We start from the raw sequence: 26,415 nt of genomic DNA on the forward strand, positions 1-26,415 counted from the left end.
AATTCATTTTTCATTCATTGACTCTAGGAGGCGGAGCCTCGGGGAGGCGTTCCCAGGCTGAGCCTGGGAACGAGTTAAGGGGTTGGTTAAAGTGCGATTTAAGCGACTTTGAGTTGACGGATGGGAAGTTCAATTACAAACTCAGTGCCTTGTTCCGGTTCGGACAAACAATGAAGTTTTCCCCCATGTTTGTCCACAATAATTTGATGGCTGATTGCCAATCCCAGACCCGTACCTTTGCCCATTGGTTTGGTAGTAAAGAAGGGGTCGAACAGACGAGATTTAACGTCCGGAGGGATACCGCAACCGTTATCGGAAATCGAAATTGCCACGGTGTTCTTGTCAATTGTGGCGCTGCGAATGCGAATGACAGGAAGTGGAGAATGGGGATGAGAGATGGGAGAAGTGAAATCCCGTTTGTGCATTTCCAAGGCATCGATCGCATTAACCAGCAGATTCATAAACACCTGATTGAGTTTGCTGGCGTAGCATTCCACCGGCGGCAATTCGCCATAGTCTTTAATCAATTTAATTTCCGGGCGATTCGGTTTTGCTTTCAGGCGATTTTGCACAATCAGTAAAGTGCTATCAATACCTTCATGGATATCCACACTTTTCATCTGAGATTCATCGAGGCGAGAGAAATTTCGCAAGCTGCGAACGATTTCGCGGATGCGTTGGGTGCCGACTTTCATAGAAGCGAGCAAATTGGGCAAATCTTCGATGATAAAATATAAGTCGTTTTCTTCTGCATGAGCGGAAATCGTGGGAGGTGGGACGGGAATTTCATGGCGATATAACAGGAGGTGTTCGATGAGCTGTTTGATGTATTCGTCTGCATGGGTTAAGTTCCCATGAATGAAGTTAACCGGATTGTTGATTTCGTGGGCAACCCCAGCCACCATCATTCCCAAGCTGGTCATTTTTTCGCTTTGCACCAATTGGGTTTGTGCGGTTTGCAACTCGTGTAAGGTGGTTTCCAAGTGTTGGGTTTTTTGTTGTAGGGATGTAATTAAATCGGTTTTTTCGGCTTGGGTTTGTCGCATCTGCTCTTCGACTTGTTTGCGTTCGGTAATTTCATAGCGAATCGATAAATACTGATAGGGTTTTCCCCGGTCATCTAAAAAGGGCACGATGGTGGTATCGACCCAATAGTAACTGCCATTTTTGGCTTTATTTTTGATTTCCCCTTTCCAAATTTTACCGCGACTGATGGTAGCCCACATCTGCTGGAAAAAGGATTTGGGATGATAGCCAGAGTTGAGGATGCGATGGTTTTTTCCGAGTAATTCCGAGCGAGAGTATTGGGAAATTTCGCAAAATTTGTCGTTGATGTGGGTGATGTTACCTTGGCGATCGGTGACGGCGACGATAGCGGCGCGATCGAGGGCAAATTGAATGTCAGAGAGTTGTTTGAGGGAGTGGCGCAGTTCGGTTTCCATCCGCACGCGCTGGGAAACATCTTCGACAATTCCGAGGGCTAATTGAGGTTCGCCGCGATGGTTGGGAATCATGGAGGCGGTGAGTCTTCCCCAAATTGGCGTGCCATCTTTGCGAATGTAGCGAGTTTCGCTTTGGAAGGAGTTTCGCACGCCGCTGACCATTTCTTGGAAGCGCGATCGCTCGGCGTTTAAATCTTCGGGATGGGTTAATTCATCAAAGCTTAATTGCTGTAGTTCTTGTTCGTTATAGCCGAACATTTCTTGTAAGACGCGGTTGCTTTTGAGGATTTTGCGATCGCCGGGAGTGGCGATCGCCATTCCAATGGCGGCGGTTTCAAAGATGCTGCGATACAGTCGTTCGTTTTCGCAGATGACTTCGGTTTGCTGTTGCTTAAATACGGTAATATCCCGGGCGATCGCCTGAATCGAGTTTTGTTGCGCGAGGGGCGTCGCTTTCCAGGAAAGCCATTTATACGCGCCATCTTTGCATCGACAGCGGTTTTCAAAGGAAATAGAAGTGACGCGATCGGCTAATTTTTGCCATTCCGCAATACTCCACGCCCAGTCTTCCGGATGAATCAATTGGATTAACGGCGTCGCGAGCAGTTCTTCTCGCGTGTACCCTAAGATAATTTCCCAGTTCCCATCCATCCATTTCAGATAGCCATCGAACCCCACTTCCGCACTCAATGTAGGGCTAAAATTTTCTCCTGCTACATGGAGTGGGAATGGAAAATTCTCTTTGCCATTTAAACCTACATTATTTTCGGATTGAAATAAAAACATACTCCCCCATTTCCTTGAATCAGCGATAAGTTAAGTATTTGTTCTTAGGCAAATTGACCGGGCGATCGCTGCTGATGAAAGCAGCTTCTGTGTCAGTTGGTGCTCTCCTTTCCCCCAACTTGCCTTATTTGGAGCGACCCACTGTTTTAGCACCCTTATTTGTCGGCGAGAAATTTTCGCATCCTGCGATCGGATGCCTTTGTTGTGTCGAAATTTACCAACTTATCTGGTAAACTTTTTCTGGAAATAAACCTTGCTTATTTAATTTAATGTATTTCCCCAATCCTCTACTCCTCGGTTTTTTTAACTTTTTCTTAATTTTTTAGCTGTTTCTATGGAGTCGGGGGGTAGCGGTTGGACCAGAGGTCATTTCATAGCTCAGAAAAGCAGTTTTGCCAGAGATGAAAGGGTGAAGCCGGGATAAATAGTGCGGATTCTATATAAACTCTGACGGCAATAAAATAATAAGCGTTGGGTGGAGAGGATTTGCGGAGGATAAAATATAAAAATTGGGTTGGATTTGCATGATAACAGGCGAGAAATTTTCCCCAAGGGGTGGCGATGGATCCGGATAAATCTGCAACGGCGATCGCTCCTCCCCTGGAGTGGGAGGTGGCCCAGTTATGAGAGGGTCTCCTTCCAAGAGGTCGCCTGTTGAGAAATGGGAATTTCGATCGCAAATTCTGCCCCTTGTCCCGGTTCGGAAATGCATTCGATTTTGCCTTGATGTTTTTCCACAATAATTTGATAGCAAACCGACAGTCCCAACCCCGTACCTTTCCCCACCGGTTTAGTGGTAAAAAATGGGTCGAAAAGCCGTTCTTTAACTTGTGGATTCATGCCCGCCCCATTGTCCGCAATTCGGATAACCACGGTATTTTCGTCGATTGATTCCGTGCGAATGCGAATGGTCATTTGGGGTTGGTCATTGGTCATTTGTCCTGGGTCATTTGTCATTGGTGGTTGGTCATTTGGGCATGACTGGGAACCCGTGAAGGAGGACGAATGACCATTGACAAAGGACGAATGACCATTGACAAAGGACGAATGACCATTGACAAAGGACGAATGACTATTGACCGAGGAATCCAAGGCATCGATCGCATTGTTGAGCAGATTGAGAAAGACCTGATTGAGTTGACCGGGATAGCATTCCACTTTAGGTAAATGGCCAAATTCGGTAATAATTTGAATGGCGTTGCGATCGCCGGTGGCGTTGAGACGTCCTTGTAAAATCAGCAAGGTACTTTCAATGCCCTCGTGAATATCGACCCGTTTCATTTCCGCTTCATCCAGGCGGGAAAAGGTTCGCAAACTTCGCACGATTTCGCGGATGCGATCGGTGCCGACTTTCATAGATTTGAGAATTTTTGCCAGGTCTTCGCGGAGAAAATCCAACTCGATATCTTCAGATTTTTGAGCGATAGTCGGTTCGCTGTTGCCATAGAGTTGCTGATAAACTTCTAGCAAACTCAGTAAATCTTTCATGTAATCGCTGACATACCCTAAATTGCCGGAAATAAAATTAACCGGATTGTTAATTTCATGGGCGACGCCGGCCACCATTTGGCCCAAACTGGACATTTTTTCCGATTGAATGAGTTTAGTTTGGGTGCGCTGGAGTTCGGCGAGGGTAGTTTCGAGTTGCTGATTTTTTTGGCGCAATTCTAAGGAAGTGGCATGTAGGGTTTCCACGGTTTGTCGCAGGCGAGTTTCGGCATAGACGCGATCGCTGATATCTCGAGCCACGCCAATTACCCCGATAATATAACCTTGACGCGATCGAAAGACGCTTTTTGTGGTTAAATAAGTCCGGGTTTCCGGTTTGGTTTGCGCTTTGCTGGGCAAGGGTTGGATAACTTCTTCCAGAATTTGGGTTTCGCCTTCAAACATAATGCGGCGGTCATTTTTCATCAGTTGATTGGCGGTTTCTGGCGAAAACAATGCCCGGTCATCTTTGCCGATAATCTCTTCTACGGACTTGCCGATAATGCGAGCGCCTGCGGAATTCATGGTCAGATAGCAGCCTTGCAGGTCTTTTAAAAATATCGGGTCGTCAGTGCCTTCGGTAATTGCAGATAAGAGGTTATAACTTTCGAGCAGTTCTTCTTCGGCGCGTTTGCGTTCGGTAATGTCGCGCACGAATAAAATAAACATTCGGCGTTGAGAGAGGGTGAATTCGCCGATTGCCAATTCGATAGGAAAGGTGGTACCGTTTTTGCGCTGTCCGACGATTTGAGAAGCGTTTTCCCCGGAAGCGGATTGGCGACGATCGAGAGAAAGGTTCAGGTAGGTTTCCAGGTCTTGTTGCGGAAACCAAGGCATCAGAAGGGTGAGGTTTTGTCCGCTTGCGTCGCAGAGTTGATAGCCAAAAAGTTGTAATGCGGTGGTATTGAGCCAGTGAATTCTACCGCGATCGCCGATAGTGATAATGGCATCCGGGGCATTGTCTAAAATAGCGCGATGTTGTTGTTCGTTGTCTTCGAGTTGCTGAATGAGTTTGTGGGTGAGGCGAAAGAATAAAATTGCGCCGATGAATACTACCCAAATGGCAACTCCGACAAACAGAAAGGAGATTTTGAGGAAGGGGGCGCGAATTTCTGCCAGGTCGATTTTCGCCACCACGCCCCAGTTTAATCGGGGGATGGGTTCGTAGGCGGCGAGGACCGCCACGCCGCGATAGTCGAGTCCCACGAAGGTACCCGATCGCCCGGAGAGCGATCGGCGCAGAGATTTAGCGAGGGTAGCATCCCAGGAGAGGGAGGGCAGTGGGGAGGATCCATCGCGGCGATGGGAGAGCAACACCTCGATGCGATCGCCTTGTCGTTCCACCACCATTAATTCTTTGGTTTTGTCGGATCCTTCGCGATGCTGGTAGGCGTCGGTGAGGGTTTGTAAGGTGGTTTCGCGAGTGCCGTTATTGTTGTAAATTGCTTCGACAATTCGCGCTTGGGTTTTCGCTTGTTCCACCAGTCGCGATCGCTGCTGTTCTAAAGTGGTGCGATAAAGCACATAGAGGGTAACGCCGGCGATCGCCATCGCGATCGCGGTGACGTTAACCGTCAGCATCACCAGTCGCTGTCGGCGATCGATGGAATTGCTGTGATTGGCTTTTTGTTCGGTTGCTCTAGCACCCAAAATCCACATGTTGCTTTTAGCCCCTTGTGTTCGTTATGCCGGGGTCTTCCCAGGATGGTGACACTGTTGGTGGTGTATCTAGTTTAGACCCGCTGTGGCTTATCTGTGCGCGCACCCTAGTGATTTAACTGTCAATTAACAGGCAATTTTTCAGCCACATGGCAGATGAAATTTAAGATTTAATTCTTTCAGGTTAACCTATCTTTTCCCTCGGCGATCGCGGTGTCTGGGGATTCCATCTTTTAATCGTTTAGCTAATTCAAATCCTTGACGTTTTGCGGCAATTATGATAATAAATATTGCATGTATTTCTCATAGGCATTAACTCGTTCCCAGACGGTCGCCTGGGAACGCCCCACCCCTGCGCCTCCCCCTCAATACAGGTGCAAAATAATTCGCACACGAACTTATACTTTGTGTATTGTCAATCGCCGCTCACGTGAACCACCACTTCCCGCCCGTGACCCCGGGCGCGATGTTCCCAGAGATAAATGCCCTGCCAGGTGCCCAAAACTAGCTTCCCGCGATCGATGGGGATATGTTCGGAGGTATGGGTCAGGGCGCTGCGAATATGTGCGGGCATATCGTCGGGACCTTCGGTACTGTGCAGGTAGCGGCGGTTTTCCGGCACTAAATCGGCAAAGAAGTTTTCCAAGTCGCGCAGCACATCTGGATCGGCATTTTCTTGAATTAACAAACTAGCAGAGGTATGGCGGACAAAAATCGTACATAGCCCCGTCTGCACTCCGGATTGTGCCACTACATCTTGCACTTTGTTGGTGAATCTACAGAGCGATTTTCCGTTGCTGTTTAGTTTGAGGACTTGTTGGTGATGAGTCATGGCAAAGGTAAACTGTTCAATTAGCACTATCGAACGACAATCTAAACGGGAATGGGGGTTAAAAATAATCCACAACCGCCCGGGCGATCGCTTCGGTACCATCCTTGGCGATCGGATCCGAGTGACGCGGGGGGCGTAAAGGTTCGGCTAAAAAATCCCAATTCCCCTGGAAAAATTCCCGTTCGGTGATAATTCTATGGTAAGCGCTATTTTGAATTCCTTCCAGTAAAATCGGCGATTCTGCAAATCCTTCCCGGGTGAGGGAGATGATGGGCACTTGCAGGCGACAAGCTTCGGAAAAGGTACTAAATCCCGGTTTGGAGACCACTGCGCGACATAAGGGCATAAAATCCACGGGACGAATCGGTTTGAATTCGGCGGGAGGGAAGGGAGAGTGCATGAAGCGATCGCGCACTTTAATGACATTCGGTAAATTCGGGGCGTTTCCATCAAAGGTAATAAACTGCCAATCAGGAAATCGGGTGACATTCTGATAGGGAATTTGGTCTAACCCCAATCCGCCAAAGGTTAGCATCACCGTTTTTTCCCGAGGTGCGGTTATCCTCCAAATCTCTCGCAGTGTTTCCAAATCATATCGCGGGGTTCCGCCGGTTAATCCGGTATCGGTTTGCACCGGAAAAGCGCTCATCGGTTCGTTAAAAGGCAGGCGAAATAAGCGATCGCACTGACTGAAACACGCCCCAATCCAATCTGCCATCTCCGCAAATTCTCCGCCCCACGGACGATAAATAAAATCCCAGCCAAAATTGCCGATCGCCCAACAAGGAATCCCTGCCGTTTTCGCAATCGGTGCTGCTAGGGGCGGAATATCCGCTAACATCAACCCCACGCGATTCAACTGAATAAAACTCACCTCGCCGGCAATTATTCCATTTTGTCGCTGACGAATTTCTTTGAGTTTTTCTAATGTAGCTTCCCGGTTCATCTTCAAGCTATCCGATTGAATCACCCCCACATCAAATGCCCGAGGACGGAGGATAAACTCACCGAGAATGTAGCTTTCTAACAACCAGCGCGGTGCAGTTGTCACCAAAATTAGCAATATTTCTGGATTGAGTTTTTGAATTTCTGCCGCTACCGATGCAGCACGTACCGCATGACCAAATCCATGATTGGTAATGGCAATATAAATCGCAGGTCGAGACATTCTAGTTATGTTCCTCTGTGGTAATAAAGCTGGCAAATCAGGGCATGTACGGCTGAAATAGGGAAGGGATATTACGGGGGGAAGCGTTCCCAGGCGATTCCTGGGAACGAGGGCGAGGAAGCCACTGAGGCGATCGCTGCGATTTCCGATTCAATTCACCTCACCTTGCATGGCATGGAAAAGCATTTTTCGCCTCAATTTAATACTTCTGACAAAAGTCGGTAATTGCTTCCACTAGCTGCTCGATTTCCGATTCTAAGGTAAAGTAATGAACGCAAGCGCGAACGCAGTCGGGACTAAGAATTGTTCTGACCATGATGCGATATTCTTTTTCTAAAAACTTCACCAATTGCGCGTGAGTTGCCCCGGCGTCGCGCAGAGTTTTATCGAGCTTAAAAGAAACTAAACCGGCTTCTGGAGGAGCAGTTCGCAGGCAGTTTATTTGCCGGATGCCGTTGAGTTTTTGCCAAAGAAACTTGCTCAGTTCCAGGATGCGCTGGTAGCGTTCTTCGATGGTGCCCCATTGGTGATGAATGGCGATCGCCTCTCTTAATCCCGCATATAATGGATAGGCAGAAGTTGCCACTTCAAATCGTCGTCCATCGGGTTTAAACCCGGTGACTTCGGCGGCGGAATTGGTTACAATCCCGCGCCACCCAATAAAAGAGGGTTGTAAACTCGCCGCAGCGTCGGGACTCACGTACAATCCGCCCAATCCTTCCGGTCCGCACCACCATTTATGACCGGTAAAGGCATAAAAATCAACCCCGCTTTCGATGAGGTTTAATGGTAAAACGCCTACCGATTGGGCCGCATCTACCAGGACCAGGGGTTTGCGGGAATGAGTGGCTTGTTTGCCCCACTTGCGGCACAGTTTCATAATTTCCGTGAGGGGCAACACTTGACCGGTATTCCACAGAATATGACTGAGGACAATTAACCGCGTATTGGAGTGTAAATGTTGGGCGAGGAGTTCGAGGGGATTGCCTTGGTTTAAGGTTTTCATTAAGGGAAATGTGGAGACCTCTAGACGAAAACGCCGCGCAATTTCCCCCACTACAGCGACAATTCCGGGATGTTCGCAGTCGGTGATTAAAACATGGTCGCCGGCTTGCCAGTTGAGACCCCACAGGGGAATGTTGCACCCCACGGTTACGTTTTCGGTGAGGGTGATGGTTTCTGAGGGAACTGTAAGTTCGGAGGCGATCGCTTTGCGGATTTTTGGCATCTCTTCTTCAAAAATCCACGCCTGGGTTTCGCCACTAAATGGTCCGATTTCCTGAATATACTCATACGCGCGATGAATGGCTGACAATGCCACCTTTGGCATTGGTCCTTGTCCCCCATAGTTGAAATATGTTTTGTTCGCGAGTGCTTGAAATTGCTCTCGATATTGTTCTAGCACTGTTTTTTCCATCAAATTTTACCGGATAAAACCCCGTTCTTAATTTTGCCACAAAACTGGGGGGAGTTTATCCCCCGATGTTGGGTTGACACATTTTTACAATTGTGCCAGCCTGAATGCCTAGGTGGCGATCGCCTCATTCTGTGTCCTCCACCTGCACTGCACATTCCCCAAAGATAAAATTCACCGCCGCCAACAGTGACTCTAACTCGGAAATGGTATAGATTTTCCGATTTTGGCTAAATCGGTTTTCCTGGAGTTTTCCAAACTGCCAAGCTTGCCCGTTAGAAACGATACCAAATAGGGTTTTTTCTGCATTCTTATTCAGTTTTTGCATAGCCACCATTTCTGCCAAGCATTGACCCCAGCCGGCAATAAAATCATCTTTTTTCGCTTTTACCGTCACCAAAAAGGGTTTTTCAAACACCTCTTTTCCCAAAGGAGAGCGTTTCGCCAGCAGATAATCCGGCATTCCGCAGAGATTTTCATCATAGACAATGGTTTTGTGACTCCACAAGGTAAATTTTTCTCTATAATTCCGATACACTTCTTTTAAATTTGGAAAAATAATTGTTTCGCATACTGCATATTCCGATTCATAAAAAGCCAATTCGCGCCAATTAATTTCCAGGTCTTATCCAAAGGAGTTTCTGAGGTTGAATTCTGCTTTGACAACCAACTCATCGGGTTGGGAAGTGATTTGATAAGCTTGCAAAACTTCGCCAATCGTTTGATAAGCAGTAAAAGGCATAATCGGGGGTCATTGGTCGATGGTCATTGGTCATTGTTTAGAGGAGTTTTTTTGAGTTAATGAAGTAGTGGAACAATCAGTTAGCGGTTTGGGGAATGATGCAGACAAGAGATTTTATCGAGAAGGTGAGGGAGGATTGGAATGCTGCCAGTGGGTAGCGTTTCGGGGGATGTTTTCCAGGGCGATTTGTAAGTTGGCAATTTTTACTGGTTTAGTCAGATAGTCATCCATTCCCGCTTCCAGACATTTAGCGCGATCGCCTTCCATTGCGCCGGCAGTCATAGCAATAATCCAAGGGCGCTGGTGCGGTTCCCACTGCTGACAAATGCGGCGGGTGGCTTCCAACCCATCCAGGATAGGCATTTGCACATCCATCAGTACCACATCATACCCCTGACGGTGCAACGCTTCCAACACTTCCTCGCCGTGATTCGCCACATCGGCGTGATACCCCATGCGCTTGAGAATTTGCAATGCCACTTTTTGATTGATCCGGTTATCCTCAGCCACTAAAATCCGCAGGGGCAATCGTTGGGCAAGCTGGGAGTCGATTTGTTGCTGTGGCGGGGCGGTTTTGGCGGCGACGCGGGTAGGTTGTTTTGCCACCACAGGGATCAGCACCTCGTAGAGTTGCGCCGGTTTGATCGGTTTGCTAACACAGGCGGCGAAATGAAGCCGATCGCCCTCCATCGGCGATCCCATCGAAGTCAGCAGAATCAACGGTAATTTATCCGCATCGCGATAGTTTCGCAACTCTTGCGCCAGAGTGACGCCATCCATATGAGGCATTTGCATGTCCAAAATCGCCACATCGAAGGCTTCTCCCTGGCGCAGCAAGGCGATCGCCTCCGCCCCAGAACTGACATCCACCGACAGCATGCCCCATTTCTGAGTTTGCAGGCGCAAAATCTGTCGATTCGTGGCATTATCGTCCACAATCAACAGCCGCTTGTCCGCTAACTGGGGCTGCACTCCCTTATCCGACACCTTTGGTGGGCTAGGGGCACTCGCCGCCACAATAGTGAAATAAAAGGTCGAACCCACATTTACTTCGCTTTCCACCCACATTCTGCCCCCCATCAGTTCGCTGAGGCGCTTGCTAATCGCCAATCCCAGACCGGTGCCCCCATATTGACGAGTGGTGGAGGCATCCACTTGGGAAAACGAGCGAAACAGTCGATTTAATTTATCCGAGGGAATTCCAATGCCAGTATCTTTCACCGCCACAGTAATTTCATAATAGGTCGGCGATCGCTCCCCTTCGGAGGAGTCTTTTCCCTGAGCGGAATGGGGGCGATCGAACAAACTGCCCAGGGGAGAGGAGTTCCCCATTTCCTCGGCACTCACCGAAACCACCACTTCCCCAGTGTCGGTAAATTTCACCGCATTACTCAGCAAATTGACCAGAATTTGGCGCAGGCGAGTGCCATCGCTGACAATGCATTCCGGGGTAGTTTCCGCCATCAAATAGGCGACATCCAAACCTTTTTCCCCAGCTTTGGGAGCCATAAGACCCAGAGAATCCTCGATCGCCTCGCGCAGGTCAAACCGATGAAATTCCAGATTTAACTTCCCCGCTTCTATCTTGGAAAAATCCAAAATATCGTTAATAATCCTGAGCAAAGCATCGCCACTGTTGCGAATCGTTTCGACAAAATCGCGTTGCTGCGGGGTCAGTTCCGTATCCAGGAGCAAACTGGTCATACCGATGGTGGCATTCATCGGGGTGCGGATTTCGTGGCTCATATTGGCCAAAAACTCGGACTTGAGGCGGGTGGCGGATTGAGCTTCGCGCAGGGCGGAGTCGAGGAAGGCATTGTTTTTTTCCAGTTGTGCTGCCAGACGCGCGGTTTCTGCCTGAGAGTTCATTAGTTGTTTGATGTAGCCGCGAATCTGTTTGACCGCTGGATGGAAGATAAATAGCGCTTCACACAGCAAGACGAGCAAGGTGATCCCCAACAAGGACCACTCGATCGCTTGGAGTCGTTCTACCCGCGCTTTGGCTTCGCGGTCGTATTGAAAGACAATGGCATCCATCCCCTGGAGAAATTGGGCTTCAGAGGCGAGAATTTGTTCCACCAAGGGGTCGAGTTTGCCGTTGGGGGGCGCGGCGGGGTTTTCGGAAAATAAGGCGATCGCCTGCCAAGCTGCGGTTTGCATGGTGCTGTAGTGAGGGGCGATTTCGGCAAACATTTCCCGGACGCGATCGCTATTTTCACCGGGTAAACCCAACTGGGGGTCTCCATGCAGCAACCCTTGATGAGAGTTCGTCCACAGGGTGACAACTTGCTGCAATTCTTCCAGGCGCGCTTGGCGTTCCTGGGGATTGTCCGCTGTTTGCAGGGCTAATGCGGCTTTACTGAGTTTTTGGCTGAGCATCCGCTGTCTGCCGGCGATATTGATGGTGCGCGAATCGCTAGACTGGAGTTGCAGCGATCGCTGAATTAACCCTTGACCGCCAATGGAGAGAATGGCTACCGCACTGAGCGCTGCAATATAAAGAACGCTTAGGCGACGAATTGGAGATTTCGGAGTGTCTGGAGAACGCATAAGGTCTGCAGCCTGTTACCTGTTGGACGAACGAATCAAAGTCTGTTTTACTTCTATTTTGCTAGATGCTGCTTTTTAATGGCTTCGGTTTACATAAACTTTATTTAGGCATTTTTCATCGAAGTCTTGTACTTTTACTTAAAATTTAAGAAACCTACCGATTCTTTGTTCGCCGACAACCGGGGGCGGCGCTAACCCAGGGAAGAGGGGATATCGATGGCAGGTGAAGTATTCTTAGGTTTCCCCGGTTCCCCTCTTGGCAACCAAGGCGATCGCAATCCGCCGCAAAGCGCGCTTTGCGGAAGCGGAACCGGGAATCCGTCCCAGATTATTGCTATTGTAAAAACATGCTGTTAACTGACGACCTACTCTTTGATTATCAACGCTGCGATCGCCTGTCTTTTCTGAATGTCTATGGCGATTGGCGCGATCGCGATCGTCCCAGTGACTTTGTGCTGAAACTCAAACAAGACAGCCAGCACTACCGAAACAGCGTACTGGCGCACACCGATTATGAAACGCCGCGTTATCCCTCGGGAGATTGGGTGGCGGGTGCTAAAGCTACCCTGGAGTTAATGCGACAGGGCGCGGAACGGATTTACCAAGGAGTGCTCTACGCTGAAGATTCGCAGGGGGTCACCCTACTGAGTCGCCCTCATTTATTAATCAAGCAACCGGGACCTTCGGCGTTTGGCGAGTGGCATTACTCGGTGATGGAGATTCGCTTCAGCAAACGCCCGAAAGCCGAACATCAAGTTATGGTGGCGTTTCACACCTATGTTTTGGCACAGGTACAGGAAGTTTGGCCGCACCAAGGGTGGGTGGTGACGCGGGAGAAGGGCTTCTCTGCGGTGAATTTGGCAAAATATGGGCGATTGATGCGGGGGATAATGGGGCAATGTCTGGAGATGTTGGAGAAGCGCCAAGAACCGGAGGTGTTTATTGCTCGTCATCCTTGCGGGTTATGCGAGTGGTATAGCAGTTGTTATGCGATCGCGGAGTCGAACCATCACCTGTCTCTGCTACCGGGGGTGACTCCCACGCGCTATCGCCAATTGCAACAGCTTGATGTGACCACAGTGGAAGCCCTGGCTGATGCTGACCCGGAGAAACTGGCGATCGCCCTGGAAGCCGCGTGCAACAATCAGTATGCCCCGGAGGTGGTGGCTACGCAACTGATTTTACAGGCGCAAGCCACTTTGGGCGATCGGGCGATTCCCAAACCGGGACAAGTGCCGATCGCCCCTCATCTTTTGCCGGTGTCTCCGATCGAGCTTTATTTTGATATCGAAGCAGAACCAGAATTGGATGTGGATTTTCTGTTTGGCGTGTTGGCGATCGACCGCCGCAATCTGTGCAATGGCACGGAACCTCGCCAAACATTTTATCCGTTTTTTGCCGAAACTCCCGCCGAGGAAGAGCGCATCTGGAATGAGTTTTTGAGTTTAATTTGGAGTTATCCGATCGCGCCGATTTTTCATTTTTGCGATTACGAGTTTCAGACCTTGAAAAAATTGGCGAAACGCTATCGCACTCCCGCCCAACGCTGGCGACCGATTTTAAAGCGGTTTGTTGATATTCATAAGTTGGCGACGCGATCGGCGATCGCGCCGGTGGAAAATTATGCCCTCAAATCTTTGGCCCGCTGGTTGGGATTTGATTGGCGCGAATCTCTCGCCTCTGGCGCACAATGCGTCCTCTGGTACGATCGCTGGTTGGAAACCGGCGATCGGCGTTACCTAGAGGCAATTTTATCCTATAACGAAGATGACTGTCGCGCTACCTACGTGGTCAAAGATTGGCTGGTCAACTTTTCTCAAACCCACTCTCAACCCCATTGAAAAGCAAACGATTAAAATCGCGTCTATGCTTTTCTTCTATCCGCCGACTCGGACTTAGTTTTTTACCTCTATTCCGGCGGCGGACTTTCTATCAATTCTCATGCCCACACCTGGTAAAGTTATGACTATAAAAGGTAGCTCTTGGGCGCGGCAATTCTTCTGCATCGCCCTCTTTTCTACCCTCTGTATCGGATGCAATCCCACCCCTCAATCCGCACCGAAAACCAATCCGGTTTCCACTCCAACTCCCGCACCGACAACCTTCTCGAACTCCCGCATCGAGTATTTAGGACAAGTCAAATTTCCCACGGGTTTGGAATTTGAAAACACCCAAATTGGCGGACTTTCTGGCATTACCTACGATCCGGAACGAAATCTTTACTATGCCATATCCGACGATCGCGCCTTAACCGGTCCGGCGCGCTTTTATACCCTAACCATCGATTTAGATCCGTTACAAGTCACCCCCACCGCCGTGACGGTTTTACTCTCGCAAGACAATACCCCCTTTGCTTCCTATCGTCTCGACCCCGAGGGGATTGCCCTCAGCAAACGGGACAGTTTTTTTATCTCCTCCGAAGGGGATGTTAACCGGAATATCCCGCCGTTTATTAAGGAATTTAATCGCGAGGGAAAGGCGATTAATACCTTGCCAATTCCCGATAAGTTCCTCCCGGGAGAACGCCAAGGAATTCGCAATAATCTGGCTTTTGAAAGCTTGACTTTAACCCGAAGCGATCGGTTGCTCTACACGGCAACAGAAAGCGCTCTGGTACAAGATGGAGCGGAAGCGAATCCCGAGGCTGGCAGTCCCATTCGGATTTTACAATATAATCTCATTGAAGGCAAGCCAGTCGGGGAATTTTTATATATGACCGAACCGGTGCTGAATCCGCCGAAGACGCCGGAGGCATTCAGCATCAATGGGGTAGTGGAATTGTTGGCGGTAGATGAAACAAAATTGCTAAGTTTGGAACGGGGATTTACGGAAGAGATTGGCAATCGGATTTTGTTGTATGAGGTAGACTTGTCAGAGGCAACGGATATTCGCCAAATTGAGAGTCTGGGCGATCGCGATTTGAATGGGATACAATTGGCAGAAAAGAAATTGCTGTTGGATTTACAAGACTTGCCAATTGCGTTGGATAATATTGAGGGAATGACCTGGGGGCCGGATTTAGCCGATGGGCGGCGATCGCTGATTTTAATTAGCGATAATAATTTTAACCCTTTGCAAGTGACGCAGGTTTTGGCCTTTGCGATCGCGCCGCCGAAGTAAAGCGCTTTATGCTGGGTTATGCCCACCCGAGAGTTTGAGATTACAATTCCACCTCTTCATAAATTTCGGCTACGGTCATCTCTAACCCCACGGCGGCAAATTGTATGGTATCTGCAGGACCGAAAATTTCCCGAGTCCAATCGCCGCGATCGCCGCGTCGATAAATCTCCACTTTCATCTCAGTTTGCGACACCAACACATACTCTTGCAAACTGTCAAGTTGGCGATAATTGTTCCATTTTTCGTGGCGATCGACTCGTTCCGTATTCGGAGAAAGCACTTCCACAATCGAACAAGGACGAGTTTTAAAGTATTTTTCTCGGTCTTGCAGGTCGCAGGTAACCGACACATCGGGATAGTAAAATAAATCCAACGATTCGATTTTGACCTTCATATTGCCGGAAAATACCCGACAACCGCTACCGCGCAAGTGGGTTCGCAGTCGGGTTAAAAGATTCACGGAAATCAAGTCGTGGGCTTCACTCCCGCCCGACATGGCATAGACTTGACCGGCAATGTACTCATGGCGGAGATTGCTGTGCTGTTCCAGATTGAGATAGTCCTCAACGCTGAGATAGGATTGTAGGGGTTGAATGGACATGGCGGTTCTCCCAAACGGCGAGCAACGGTTCTGACTCGATTGTGCCTGGTCTGCAAGGGAATCGCCATACCCCCGAGGGAAGGCTTCTCGTTCCCTCGGATTTCTCGGAGATTGCCAAGGAGCAACCCGCAAATCCGACCCGAAAAAATTTTTTTTGAAAAAGGGGTTGACAAATCAAAAAAATCGCGTAATTATAGAGAAGGCTCAGACAAGGGACTGTAGTTCAACTGGTCAGAGCACCGCCCTGTCACGGCGGAAGTTGCGGGTTCGAATCCCGTCAGTCCCGTTAAAAGCATAATATCTATCGATGTAGAGACGCGCTCCGGCGAGTCTCTACATTATTATTTGGGGCACAATTGAACCAACCCCCACCGACCCATCGGCGGGGTGGAGTTCATTGCTTGCACCCCCACATGCAAAGTGGCTGTGGGAATGTCAAAATACGATAACCCAAAAAAAAGAGAGAGATAATAGTGACTGTTCGAGTTCGGATAGCGCCAAGTCCTACGGGAAACCTACATATCGGAACAGCCAGAACGGCTGTATTTAACTGGCTATTTGCCCGACACAACGGGGGTCAGTTCATTTTGCGAATCGAAGACACGGATCTGGAGCGATCGCGCCAGGAGTTCACCGACAACATCCTGGATGGACTCACCTGGCTCGGTTTGAATTGGGATGCAGGACCAGTCTACCAGTCCAAGCGTCTGGATCTGTACCAAAACACGGTCAAAACCTTAATCGAAAAGGGGTTAGCCTATCGCTGCTACACTACCCCAGAAGAACTAGAAGAAATGCGCGCCGCCCAAAAAGCCCGAGGGGAAGCGCCGCGCTATGACAACCGTCATCGGAATCTAACCACCGATGAAATCGCCAAATTTGAAGCCGAAGGACGACCCTCGGTGATTCGCTTCAAAATCGACGACGATCGCGAAATCACCTGGAATGACCTGGTGCGCGGTTCGGTCACCTGGCGCGGAAGCGACCTCGGAGGCGATATGGTCATCGCTCGAGGGGCTAGTGGTGTAGGCATCGGTCAGCCCCTTTACAATCTCGCCGTGGTGGTGGATGACATCGATTTGCGAATCACCCACGTTATCCGAGGCGAAGACCATATCGCCAACACTGCCAAACAAATCTTGCTCTACGAAGCATTAGAGGCAGAGATTCCGGAATTCGCCCATACTCCGTTAATCTTGGATTCTTCCGGCAAAAAACTCTCCAAACGAGAAAACGTGACCGGGATTTCGGAATTTAAAGCAATGGGGTTTACTCCAGAAGCGCTGGTTAACTACATGACCTTGCTCGGGTGGTCCGCGCCGGATAACCAAGAAATGTTTACCCTGGAAGAAGCGGCGGACAAGTTTAGCTTCGATCGGGTGAATAAAGCGGGTGCAAAATTTGATTGGGATAAGCTCGATTGGCTCAACAGTCAATATATCCACGAGATGCCTGCCGATCGCCTCACCGATCGCCTGATTCCGTTTTGGCAAGAAGCGGGATACGAATTCGACCCCCAAGGCGATCGCGCCTGGTTAGAGCAATTGAGCGCTTTAATCGGTCCGAGTTTGACCCGGTTAACCGATGCGGTGGAGATGAGCCGTCTGTTCTTTGTCCCGACAGTGGATCTGAGCGCTGAAGGAAAAGAACAACTGGAGCGCGAGGGAGCCACAGCAGTGCTGCAGGCGATCCTCGATGCCCTCCAAAGTCAGGAAACCCTGACCCCATCCGACGCTCAAGAGATTATCAAACGGGTCACCAAAGAGCAAAAGGTGAAAAAAGGTCTGGTGATGCGATCGCTGCGGGCAGGGTTAACCGGCGAAGTACATGGGCCTGACCTGATACAATCTTGGGTGTTACTCAATCAGCGGGAGCTGGATAAAGCCCGCCTGCAAAAAGTCTTATCGGTTGATGTAGAAGAGGGTAGTACCTTGACTGAAAAACCTGCACCGGAAACACCCAAAGACGAGGTGGCGGCACAAACGCCTGCCCCAGGACAACCTCCCGAAGTCCCGGCTCCATCTGGGCCTAAAGCCCCCAATGCCGATGTGGCGGCTGAACCGAGCGTCCCCGCACCCCCTGCGGCGGCGATGACCACGGAAACTCCGCCCCCGAAGGACAAGAACGAGCAATTCGAGCGGATCAAGGCACAGGTTGTGGAAATCTTGTCTTATTTACCGGATTACGTCACCAATTTTGTCAAAGAATACCAAAAACCCCTGATCACAATTGGTCTGCTGTTGGCAACCTTGGTTTCTCTGAGGGTCTTGGTGGCGGTTTTGGATGTACTCAATGGCATTCCATTGGTACAGCCAACGTTTGAAATTATTGGTTTGGCATACGCGGGTTGGTTTATTTACCGCTATTTACTCAGTGCCTCTACTCGCGAAGAGTTATCGGTCAAAATTGAGGAAATCAAACAACAAGTGGCGGGACAAAATCCCCCAAACTCGTAAGCCAGGGTAAGTTTATTTGCGGAGGGGAATTCGGCTATTCGGCTAGCAGTCCCCTCCGTTTTTATTGGGCGTTGGTTGTCTATATTTTTACACTTAAATTGCATAAACTATTGATGATTTGTAAGCAACAGCCGGCGTGGGTTTAAACCCACGCCTAATAGCGCAAGTCGGTTAAAACCGACTGAAATGCGTTTACTGTAAGGTTTCGACTCGGTTAAAAACTGACTTGAGCTATGAGGCGGGGATTAAAATACCCGCCGGATCGTGGGGTGTAAAAAAGCTAATGGAGGGTCGGCACTGCCTAGCCTAAAACTGCAAAGTATGCAATTTAGATGAAAAACAGGCGAGAGAGAAGGAAAAGGCGAGGGTAGGGCTTGACAGAATGACTAAAGTGTGTATAAGGTTCCGAATCTGAGCCAATCGCAGTTAGGTGAGTCGAAGCTGCATCCCAGTGATAGAGGGGGTTTTGGGCAGGCGATCGCGGATTGAGTTGCACCGATCGCGCGGCTTATGTTAAATTTGATTAAGATTCTTAATCCGGAGCGCGAAATCTGCATCGAACCCCCGAGAGCCAAAGGCAGGGGCGTGGCAGAAAACCACCGGGCTTGAATGTGATAAGAAAAACAGCCGTTGCGCGATCGCTGCAACTTAAACTAGCGCTGAATCAATATGTCCAAATCCATATCTAGAGGCTACTGCCAATGAAATCTACTTGGAGAATAATCTTACTTTGGGCTTTGCCCGCCTTAGTCATTGGCTTTTTTGTCTGGCAGGGAATTTTTTCTTCCTCAAGCATGAACATGGGGAACAACACCGCCAGTACCCGAATGAGCTATGGTCGATTTTTGGAATACCTCAACGCCGGACGAGTGACCCAAGTCGATCTCTACGAAGGGGGACAAACGGCGATCGTGGAAGCCGTAGATCCCGAACTGGACAACCGGGTACAGCGCTTGCGAGTGGAACTCCCGGGCAACACGCCGGAACTGATTACCCGCCTGCGAGACGCCAATATCAGCTTCGACTCGCACCCAGTTCGCAATGATGGCGCGATCTGGGGATTGTTGGGCAACTTAATCTTCCCAGTCCTCTTACTGGCGGGATTATTCTTCTTGTTCCGCAGATCCAGCAACGTTCCCGGCGGTCCGGGACAAGCGATGAACTTTGGCAAGTCGAAAGCGCGCTTTCAAATGGAAGCCAAAACCGGGGTCATGTTTGATGACGTGGCCGGCATTGAAGAAGCCAAAGAAGAACTGCAAGAAGTGGTCACCTTCCTGAAAAAACCGGAACGCTTCACCGCAGTAGGTGCCCGAATTCCGAAAGGCGTGCTGTTAATCGGCCCTCCCGGAACCGGGAAAACCTTGCTCGCCAAGGCGATCTCCGGGGAAGCCGGGGTCCCGTTCTTCAGCATCTCCGGTTCGGAATTTGTGGAAATGTTCGTGGGTGTCGGGGCCTCTCGGGTGCGCGACTTGTTCAAAAAAGCCAAAGAAAACGCCCCTTGCATCATCTTTATCGATGAAATCGACGCGGTGGGTCGTCAGCGCGGCGCGGGTATCGGCGGCGGTAACGACGAACGGGAACAAACCCTCAACCAGTTGCTCACCGAAATGGACGGGTTTGAAGGCAATACCGGCATTATCATCATCGCCGCGACTAACCGCCCCGACGTACTGGATCAGGCTCTCTTGCGTCCGGGCCGTTTCGATCGCCAAGTGGGCGTGGATGCACCGGATATCAAGGGTCGCTTGGAAATTCTCGATGTCCATGCCCGCAATAAAAAACTGGCCAATGAAATCTCCCTGGAAGCGATCGCCCGTCGCACTCCCGGTTTTACTGGCGCAGATTTAGCTAACTTGCTCAACGAAGCGGCCATTTTAACCGCCCGTCGGCGCAAGGAAGCTATCACCATGCTCGAAATTGACGATGCGATCGACCGAGTAATCGCCGGCATGGAAGGCACTCCCCTCGTCGATAGCAAGAGCAAACGCTTAATTGCCTATCACGAAATCGGCCATGCGATCGTCGGTACCTTGGTCAAAGAACACGATCCAGTACAAAAAGTAACCTTGGTTCCGCGCGGACAAGCTCAGGGTCTAACCTGGTTTACCCCAGATGAAGATCAAACCCTGGTCTCTAAATCTCAATTAATGGCCCGGATCATGGGCGCATTAGGAGGTCGCGCGGCGGAAGAAGAAATCTTTGGCGATGCAGAAGTAACCACCGGTGCGGGAGGCGACTTACAACAGGTGAGTTCTCTGGCCCGTCAAATGGTAACTCGCTTCGGCATGTCCGATTTAGGTCCGCTTTCCCTGGATACCCAGCAAGGAGAAGTGTTCTTGGGTCGCGACTTGATGACGCGATCGGAATACTCTGAAGAAATCGCCTCTTTAATCGATGCTCAAGTCCGCACGATTGTCGATCGCTGTCACGAACAAGCTAAACGGATGATTCGCGAAAATCGCATGGCGATCGACCGTTTGGTAGATATCTTAATCGAACGGGAAAGCATTAACGGGGACGAGTTCCGGCAAATTGTTGCCGAGTACACGGAAGTTCCGGAAAAAGAACAGTTCGTGCCCATCCTCTAATCTCCACCGGACTTTGATTGGCAGGTTTCTACCTGCCATCACCCTCCCTTCGCCCGCCTCTGCGGGCTAATTTTTTGCCCGCTTTCTCCCAAACCCACATCTCAAACGCGCGGCGCAAAAACCCTCCTAAAGACGCGATTTATCGCGTCTCTACAAGAAGTGGGCAAATTGCATCACCCGGTGGCGGGGGTCACGTACCTTCAAGGGTCTGTGCGCGCTCATTTTTTGCCCAATTCACTGGGGGGCGGGGTAGTTTCTTCGGTGGGCACTAACCCTTGCACCACTAACACGCAACAGTGCGCGTTATGGATGACATGATTGCTCACGCTTCCCAATAACATTTCCCGCATTCCTTTGCGCCCTCGGCGTCCGACTACAATTAAATCTGCTCCCCAACTCACGGCTTCTTGGCAGATTAATGACCCCGGATCCCCAACTTTGCGATCGTACTCGGTGGCAATTCCTCGGGCGGCGGCTTTGTCGGCGCAGGTTCGCAAGTATTCTTGCGCTTGTTCGTTTTGCGCGTCAATTCTTTGTCGCTGCACTTCGGGAATGGTTCTGCCGGTGGAGGGCACTAACCCCATTCCGGTTCCCACTACTGGAGGCACGTTGGCGGTGGCTTCGATTTCTACGGTGTGGAACACCATCATTTGGGCACTCTCTTTTTGCGCCAGATCCACGGCTCGATCGAGGACGAGATCGGCTAGGGGCGATCGGTCGATCGCAACTAAAATTTTATGATAAGTCATGGGTTCTATTCCTCTATCTTTTCTCCGGCGCGATCGCAAACCCGACTTGACTACAGTTCGTTGTTACGATCGGCACTACTTTTAGCCTATCAATCTTGTTCGCTTCCTGACATCTACACAAAGAGCGATCGCCTCGCCTAAATCCCGCCCAATTTTCCCCCCCCCGGGCTACCCCCAAACTACCCGCTTTTCAATTCCGCCGTTAACCCTCTCCCAATCCTCATGTGTGGACGATTTAGCTTCTATCAATCTCCCGAAACTGTCGCCGAATTATTCCAATTGGCGCATGTTCCTCAATTCCCCCCGCGATACAATATTGCGCCCACTCAATCCGCCCCCACCATCCGCCACCCACGTGACTCGTCACAGCGCCAGTTTCATCTGTTGCGCTGGGGTCTGATTCCCCCTTGGGCAAAGGATGCAAAAATGGGCGCAAAATTGATTAACGCCCGGGCGGAAACCGTTACGGAAAAACCTTCGTTTCGCTCGGCGTTTCAACACCGCCGCTGCTTGGTTCTCGCTGATGGGTTTTATGAATGGCAGCCCCAACCCCACGGCAAACAACCGTTTTATTTTCAACTGAAAAATGACCGGGCGTTTGCTTTTGCTGGTTTGTGGGAACGCTGGATTTCTCCCACTGGGGAGGCGATCGCTTCTTGTACCATTTTGACCACCCAGGCAAACCAACTCTTGCACCCCATCCACCCCCGAATGCCTGTGATTCTTCCCCAAAACGCTTACGATCGCTGGTTGACCCATTCTACCCCGGTCTCTCAATTACTCCCGCTTCTGCGCCCCTATCCCACCGATGAACTCCTCGGTTATCCGGTGACTCCGCTGGTGAATAATCCAAAAATCGATAGTGCCGAATGCATCCAATCCCTACAGCAGTGAATTGGCAAAAAAAACCGCAATATGTTACCCTAAATTCCCAGAGAAATAAGCCCTAAAAAAACATCGCGCCTTTATCGATAACTCTCACCCGAATCGCGCAATGACTGCTTTCGATTACCCACCCCTAACGGCAATCTACGAGCAAATTCACTACCCCGATTTTTCCCAATTACTTGAAGGAATCGAGGAATGGAATCAGGCGGCTACAATCGTTACTGCGGATTCTCTTCCCCACCACCCGGGGAAAATTATCGTCACCACTCGCCACGCCCTAGGGTTAAGTTGGTTGTTTTCTCAGTTGAAAGAGCGGACAATTTTTCCGGAGTTAATTGCCCCGGAAACCTTTTATTTCACCCTGGCAAAAGCGGTGTTAAATTATCAATATCATCGACTGAGCGAGGCGCAAAAATGTCAGTTCAAAGGAAAAGAAAAAGCGGCGATCGCGGCTATTTTAGGGGACAATTTGGCGGAAGTGGCGCTTCCCAATAGCGGGATAAATGTTAATTGCGCTGCGGGAGATGACGCGACGCCGCAAGGATTGCTGCAATCGGCGATCGCGGCGGCGAACCACATGTGGCTCAATTCGGCGGTGGAACTGTTTGTTTACGGTACCCTAATGCGGGGAGAATGCAATCATTTCTTAATGGAAAAGGCACAGTTTCTCGCAACGGATGCGATCGCCAATGCAGAGTTATTCCATCTCGGTCCTTATCCTATGTTCGTCTCGGGCAATGGGGTGGTTTATGGAGAACGCTATCGGGTTGCGATCGCGGCAATTCCGACCCTAGACCGTCTGGAAGAACATCCGGACTATTATCGACGCCGCTGGGCGACTTTAACTAGCGGGAAGCGGGCGTTGGTTTATGAAGGATTTCCGCAATATGTGGAAGGCTATCCGCGTATAGTTGGAGGCAATTGGAAAGGGCGATCGTGAATTCTAATTTCTATAATTTGACAGGTAAACGAATAGGAGGAATTTGTCTATGACTGGGCAATTGCGCCACTATCGACTGTTTGCTTATGGCTCTAATTTGTACCCCCAGCGCTTGCGATCGCGACTGCGCCATTGGAACGGGCGCTTTCAACTGGCAGCATTACCCAATCACGAACTGCGGTTTAACAAGCGATCGCTCAAGTATGTGGCGGCGGCAAATGTCGTGCCTCATCCCACCCGCCAAGTGCGGGGAATTTTGATAGAGGTGAATGATGCTGATTTGCAGGCGATGGATAAGTGCGAGGGCTATCCAGTATATTACGATCGCATCTGGACTGGATTTCGTCTGGCGGATGGCTCTCACGTGGAGGGCTATGTTTACCGCGCAACCCCGGAATGGGTGGAAGAAGGAAAACGTCCGATCCGTGAGTATCTCGACTACGTGACGCGCGGCGCAAGTGCTTGCGGTTTGCCGCCAGATTATATCCGGGCGATCTCCCAGTTGGGCAGTACGCACTTCGCCTGAATTTTGTATAAAGCCCAAAAAGGAACTCAGCGCCGTCTGTAAAATCTATGACGGCGCGGTTTCGTCGGCGTACCCACTTTATCTCACTTAATGTAATTCGGATTGACTCGTGGGATGTTACGGTTAAATGGGGTGGGGAGAGACTACCCTGCCAGAGAATGCAAACCAGTATCACTGGCAAAGCAGAAGCCACCCGCAACCGATTCCCATGCAGGGTGGAAGGAATTAAAACTCGCGCAGAACCGAGCAATCCATCATACTCTGAAATTGGCAATCTTTGATGATAATGTGACGCTTTGCATCTAGGGCGATCGCGCCTTCTTTGCGTAACTTACCCAGGATCCGGGTCACGGTAACGCGACTGGTACCGATCGCGCTGGCAATTTCCTGATGAGTCAAGCGAACCATCAAGCGAGTTCCTTCATTGACGGATTGACCCATTTCCTGTTTCAATAACATTAACAACTGCACGATCCGATCTTCTACCCGTCGCTGTCCGGCGATCGCTAACATGGCTTCCACCTGACGCAGACGCCTCATCAGTTGGGGAAACATTTCCTCGGCTAAATGGGGGGTAGTTTCTACTTCGCGCAACGAAAACCACATCAGGTGGACGTGGGATAGCGCCTTTGCCTGATACGTCTGCATGCAACTAAACGAGGGACTAAAACACATCGATGGCCCGACCCAGCCGAGAAGCCCATCTTCTCCGGTGGGATAAAGGGTACTCAATTGCACCAACCCCTGGGCCACTTGCCAAATCCCCGGCCCTAACATGGGAATCTTTTCCCCTTTGGCATAAAAATGCAACGCCTTCTCTTGATAAATCTGCCACTTATCCATCTCCTGGATTTCCTGCATCTGTGCGGTGGGTGCTTTTTGCTTTGATGATTGCATGAGAACGTCCCTTTAATGAGAATAATTTGCAGTAAAGAGTCCGTGGCTTCCCCCATGTGGTAAGGGTTTTTTTACTCTTCGCCGAGAAAAGCCGTTTTAATCTTTCAGTTCATCTTACTCCAGATGCAAATAATTGTCATCTAGCTTGCGAAAATCTTTACAAAACTTTACAAATATCAGGCGAGAGAAGAGGGAACGGCTGAAATGCCCGTGGGATATCGCCGCCAAAAGCACTACCTGTAGGGTAGGCAGCGAGTTGCCCACCCTACCCGTGGGGTATGTTGCGGTTGTCCTGAATCTATCTACTTATAACCTATTGACAATTCATTATAAATAACAGATAGATGTTTGAATCGAGTTTATCAAATTGCAGATAAGGAGTTGAAAATGCTAGAGAGATATCGCCGAGTTTGAAGTAAGACTGTTGCGAGAGTGGATTGTAGGGAGTGAATGCCCGAAAATCTAGAGGCTGGCTACTGCGATCGCGTTTTTCTATTTTAAGTGAGATAACGCAAAGTATCTAAGCGGAGGTATTAGGGAGATAAATAAAATCCCAGAAAACAGCATTAAGGCGGATTCTGGTAAATATAAAAAACGTCAACCGTCACCATAAGAAGCCATGACGGCGCGGGTTCGTCGGTGCGGCAGCAATACTCACTTAGCGAGAGATAGATGGTCTCATGGGATGTTACGGTGACGTTGGGTGGGGAGAGACTACCTTGCCAGAGAATACAAGCCAGTGCCACTGGCAAAGCAGAAGCCACCCGAAATCGGTTCCCACGCGGGGTGGAAGGGATTAAAACTCGCGCAGAACCGAACACTCCATCATACTCTGAAATTGGCAATCTTTGATGATAATGTGACGCTTTGCATCCACGGCGATCGCGCCTTCTTTGCGTAACTTGCCCAGCATCCGGGTCACGGTAACGCGACTGGTACCGATCGCGCTGGCAATTTCCTGATGAGTCAAACGAACCATCAAGCGAGTTCCTTCATGGATGGATTCGCCGATTTCCTGTTTCAACAGCATTAACAACTGCACCAACCGATCTTCTACTCGTCGCTGTCCGGCGATCGCTAACATAGCTTCCACCTGACGCAGACGCCGCATCAGTTGGGGGAACATGTCCCGGGCTAAATGGGGGGTAGTTTCCACTTCGCGGACCGAAAACCACATCAAGTGGACGTCGGATAGCGCCTTTGCCTGATAAGTCTGCATACAGCTAAACGACAGACTAAAACACATAGATGGCCCGACCCAGCCCAAAAGTCCCTCTTCTCCGCTGGGATAAAGCGTACTTAGTTGCACCAATCCTTGGGCTACTTGCCAAATCCCTTGGGCTAAGATGGGAATGTTTTCCCCTTTAGCATAAAAATGCAACGCCTTCTCTTCATTAAGCTGATGGAGATTGGCTTCGAGAACTGTGTTGAACGTTGGGGGCATACTTTTACCTACCAGTCAAGAACACTGGTTACAAACTTTACCTTTACTTTAAACACTTAAGGTAAAGACGAGGTAATCATTTGATTACGTCTATCCTAAGATTTGCTTTAATTTTGCCGATCCGG

19 protein-coding genes and 1 tRNA gene are annotated in these 26,415 nt (G+C 49.8%); 9 read left to right on the plus strand and 11 right to left on the minus strand.

The window, feature by feature from the left end; genetic code table 11:
• Positions 1-98: 98 nt before the first annotated feature.
• The 7 genes from AC0QH1_RS16690 to AC0QH1_RS16720 all read right to left on the minus strand — a co-directional run bounded on the left by AC0QH1_RS16690 (position 99) and on the right by AC0QH1_RS16720 (position 12,081).
• The gene (locus AC0QH1_RS16690; RefSeq protein WP_324632350.1) at positions 99-2,228 is read right to left on the minus strand and encodes a PAS domain S-box protein; all 2,130 of its coding nucleotides are present in this window, start codon (positions 2,226-2,228) and stop codon (positions 99-101) included.
• 621 nt (positions 2,229-2,849) lie between these two features.
• Positions 2,850-5,375, minus strand: coding sequence for a PAS domain S-box protein (locus AC0QH1_RS16695; RefSeq protein WP_324632351.1), 2,526 nt, complete (start codon positions 5,373-5,375; stop codon positions 2,850-2,852).
• Between the two features lie 415 nt (positions 5,376-5,790).
• Entirely contained in the window at positions 5,791-6,207 is a 417-nt protein-coding gene (locus AC0QH1_RS16700; RefSeq protein ID WP_324632404.1) for a secondary thiamine-phosphate synthase enzyme YjbQ, read from the minus strand.
• Positions 6,208-6,265: 58 nt separating this feature from the next.
• Entirely contained in the window at positions 6,266-7,375 is a 1,110-nt protein-coding gene (locus tag AC0QH1_RS16705) for a glycosyl transferase (RefSeq protein ID WP_324632352.1), read from the minus strand.
• A gap of 199 nt (positions 7,376-7,574) precedes the next feature.
• Complete coding sequence (locus AC0QH1_RS16710; protein ID WP_324632353.1) at positions 7,575-8,792, minus strand: aminotransferase class V-fold PLP-dependent enzyme; 1,218 nt, start codon at positions 8,790-8,792, stop codon at positions 7,575-7,577.
• A 124-nt stretch (positions 8,793-8,916) separates the two neighbouring features.
• The gene (locus tag AC0QH1_RS16715) at positions 8,917-9,390 is read right to left on the minus strand and encodes a hypothetical protein (protein ID WP_324632354.1); all 474 of its coding nucleotides are present in this window, start codon (positions 9,388-9,390) and stop codon (positions 8,917-8,919) included.
• A gap of 255 nt (positions 9,391-9,645) precedes the next feature.
• Complete coding sequence (locus AC0QH1_RS16720; protein WP_324632355.1) at positions 9,646-12,081, minus strand: response regulator; 2,436 nt, start codon at positions 12,079-12,081, stop codon at positions 9,646-9,648.
• Positions 12,082-12,428: 347 nt separating this feature from the next.
• On the opposite strand from AC0QH1_RS16720, the gene AC0QH1_RS16725 reads away from it, so the two are divergent.
• On the plus strand, positions 12,429-13,922 hold the full coding sequence (locus AC0QH1_RS16725) for a TM0106 family RecB-like putative nuclease (RefSeq protein ID WP_324632356.1): 1,494 nt from the start codon (positions 12,429-12,431) through the stop codon (positions 13,920-13,922).
• 121 nt (positions 13,923-14,043) lie between these two features.
• On the plus strand, positions 14,044-15,201 hold the full coding sequence (locus AC0QH1_RS16730) for an esterase-like activity of phytase family protein (RefSeq protein WP_324632357.1): 1,158 nt from the start codon (positions 14,044-14,046) through the stop codon (positions 15,199-15,201).
• 40 nt (positions 15,202-15,241) lie between these two features.
• On the opposite strand, the gene AC0QH1_RS16735 is transcribed toward AC0QH1_RS16730, so the two are convergent.
• Positions 15,242-15,802: a Uma2 family endonuclease gene (locus AC0QH1_RS16735; protein WP_324632358.1), complete on the minus strand. Its 561-nt coding sequence runs from the start codon at positions 15,800-15,802 to the stop codon at positions 15,242-15,244.
• A gap of 212 nt (positions 15,803-16,014) precedes the next feature.
• On the opposite strand from AC0QH1_RS16735, the gene AC0QH1_RS16740 reads away from it, so the two are divergent.
• The 3 genes from AC0QH1_RS16740 (at position 16,015) to ftsH2 (ending at position 20,846) form a co-directional block, all read left to right on the plus strand.
• Positions 16,015-16,088: transfer RNA gene (locus AC0QH1_RS16740), tRNA-Asp, on the plus strand.
• A 187-nt stretch (positions 16,089-16,275) separates the two neighbouring features.
• Positions 16,276-18,258 carry a glutamate--tRNA ligase gene (gene gltX / locus AC0QH1_RS16745; RefSeq protein WP_324632359.1) on the plus strand — a complete coding sequence of 661 codons (1,983 nt, stop codon included), beginning with the start codon at positions 16,276-16,278 and terminating at the stop codon, positions 18,256-18,258.
• Between the two features lie 701 nt (positions 18,259-18,959).
• Positions 18,960-20,846, plus strand: coding sequence for an ATP-dependent zinc metalloprotease FtsH2 (gene ftsH2, locus AC0QH1_RS16750; RefSeq protein ID WP_324632360.1), 1,887 nt, complete (start codon positions 18,960-18,962; stop codon positions 20,844-20,846).
• Positions 20,847-21,064: 218 nt separating this feature from the next.
• Here ftsH2 and AC0QH1_RS16755 read toward each other — a convergent pair whose 3' ends face one another.
• Positions 21,065-21,595 (minus strand): universal stress protein, encoded by a 531-nt coding sequence (locus tag AC0QH1_RS16755; protein ID WP_324632361.1) that lies wholly within the window; start codon positions 21,593-21,595, stop codon positions 21,065-21,067.
• Here AC0QH1_RS16755 and AC0QH1_RS16760 point away from each other — a divergent pair.
• From AC0QH1_RS16760 to AC0QH1_RS16775, 4 genes are all read left to right on the plus strand, one after another.
• Complete coding sequence (locus tag AC0QH1_RS16760; protein ID WP_324632362.1) at positions 21,584-21,736, plus strand: hypothetical protein; 153 nt, start codon at positions 21,584-21,586, stop codon at positions 21,734-21,736. The two genes, AC0QH1_RS16755 and AC0QH1_RS16760, sit on opposite strands and share 12 nt — an antisense overlap.
• Positions 21,737-21,817: 81 nt before the next feature.
• The gene (locus AC0QH1_RS16765) at positions 21,818-22,489 is read left to right on the plus strand and encodes an SOS response-associated peptidase (protein WP_324632363.1); all 672 of its coding nucleotides are present in this window, start codon (positions 21,818-21,820) and stop codon (positions 22,487-22,489) included.
• 100 nt (positions 22,490-22,589) lie between these two features.
• Complete coding sequence (locus AC0QH1_RS16770; protein WP_324632364.1) at positions 22,590-23,423, plus strand: gamma-glutamylcyclotransferase family protein; 834 nt, start codon at positions 22,590-22,592, stop codon at positions 23,421-23,423.
• A gap of 49 nt (positions 23,424-23,472) precedes the next feature.
• Positions 23,473-23,949 (plus strand): gamma-glutamylcyclotransferase family protein, encoded by a 477-nt coding sequence (locus tag AC0QH1_RS16775; protein WP_324632366.1) that lies wholly within the window; start codon positions 23,473-23,475, stop codon positions 23,947-23,949.
• Positions 23,950-24,174: 225 nt separating this feature from the next.
• On the opposite strand, the gene AC0QH1_RS16780 is transcribed toward AC0QH1_RS16775, so the two are convergent.
• Entirely contained in the window at positions 24,175-24,846 is a 672-nt protein-coding gene (locus AC0QH1_RS16780) for a Crp/Fnr family transcriptional regulator (RefSeq protein WP_324632369.1), read from the minus strand.
• 796 nt (positions 24,847-25,642) lie between these two features.
• A complete protein-coding gene (locus tag AC0QH1_RS16785) occupies positions 25,643-26,290 on the minus strand; it encodes a Crp/Fnr family transcriptional regulator (RefSeq protein ID WP_324632370.1) in 648 nt (215 codons plus the stop codon).
• Positions 26,291-26,415 lie beyond the last annotated feature (125 nt).

Source organism: Phormidium sp. CCY1219 (assembly GCF_055795085.1).

What these genes read in the sequence shown, in the direction of transcription:
- AC0QH1_RS16690 (WP_324632350.1), bottom strand. Translation starts at nt 2,228, where the DNA reads ATGTTTTTATTTCAATCCGAAAATAATGTAGGTTTAAATGGCAAAGAG.
- AC0QH1_RS16695 (WP_324632351.1), bottom strand. Translation starts at nt 5,375, where the DNA reads ATGTGGATTTTGGGTGCTAGAGCAACCGAACAAAAAGCCAATCACAGC.
- AC0QH1_RS16700 (WP_324632404.1), bottom strand. Translation starts at nt 6,207, where the DNA reads ATGACTCATCACCAACAAGTCCTCAAACTAAACAGCAACGGAAAATCG.
- AC0QH1_RS16705 (WP_324632352.1), bottom strand. Translation starts at nt 7,375, where the DNA reads ATGTCTCGACCTGCGATTTATATTGCCATTACCAATCATGGATTTGGT.
- AC0QH1_RS16710 (WP_324632353.1), bottom strand. Translation starts at nt 8,792, where the DNA reads ATGGAAAAAACAGTGCTAGAACAATATCGAGAGCAATTTCAAGCACTC.
- AC0QH1_RS16720 (WP_324632355.1), bottom strand. Translation starts at nt 12,081, where the DNA reads ATGCGTTCTCCAGACACTCCGAAATCTCCAATTCGTCGCCTAAGCGTT.
- AC0QH1_RS16725 (WP_324632356.1), top strand. Translation starts at nt 12,429, where the DNA reads ATGCTGTTAACTGACGACCTACTCTTTGATTATCAACGCTGCGATCGC.
- AC0QH1_RS16730 (WP_324632357.1), top strand. Translation starts at nt 14,044, where the DNA reads ATGACTATAAAAGGTAGCTCTTGGGCGCGGCAATTCTTCTGCATCGCC.
- AC0QH1_RS16735 (WP_324632358.1), bottom strand. Translation starts at nt 15,802, where the DNA reads ATGTCCATTCAACCCCTACAATCCTATCTCAGCGTTGAGGACTATCTC.
- ftsH2 (WP_324632360.1), top strand. Translation starts at nt 18,960, where the DNA reads ATGAAATCTACTTGGAGAATAATCTTACTTTGGGCTTTGCCCGCCTTA.
- AC0QH1_RS16760 (WP_324632362.1), top strand. Translation starts at nt 21,584, where the DNA reads ATGATAAGTCATGGGTTCTATTCCTCTATCTTTTCTCCGGCGCGATCG.
- AC0QH1_RS16755 (WP_324632361.1), bottom strand. Translation starts at nt 21,595, where the DNA reads ATGACTTATCATAAAATTTTAGTTGCGATCGACCGATCGCCCCTAGCC.
- AC0QH1_RS16765 (WP_324632363.1), top strand. Translation starts at nt 21,818, where the DNA reads ATGTGTGGACGATTTAGCTTCTATCAATCTCCCGAAACTGTCGCCGAA.
- AC0QH1_RS16770 (WP_324632364.1), top strand. Translation starts at nt 22,590, where the DNA reads ATGACTGCTTTCGATTACCCACCCCTAACGGCAATCTACGAGCAAATT.
- AC0QH1_RS16775 (WP_324632366.1), top strand. Translation starts at nt 23,473, where the DNA reads ATGACTGGGCAATTGCGCCACTATCGACTGTTTGCTTATGGCTCTAAT.
- AC0QH1_RS16780 (WP_324632369.1), bottom strand. Translation starts at nt 24,846, where the DNA reads ATGCAATCATCAAAGCAAAAAGCACCCACCGCACAGATGCAGGAAATC.
- AC0QH1_RS16785 (WP_324632370.1), bottom strand. Translation starts at nt 26,290, where the DNA reads ATGCCCCCAACGTTCAACACAGTTCTCGAAGCCAATCTCCATCAGCTT.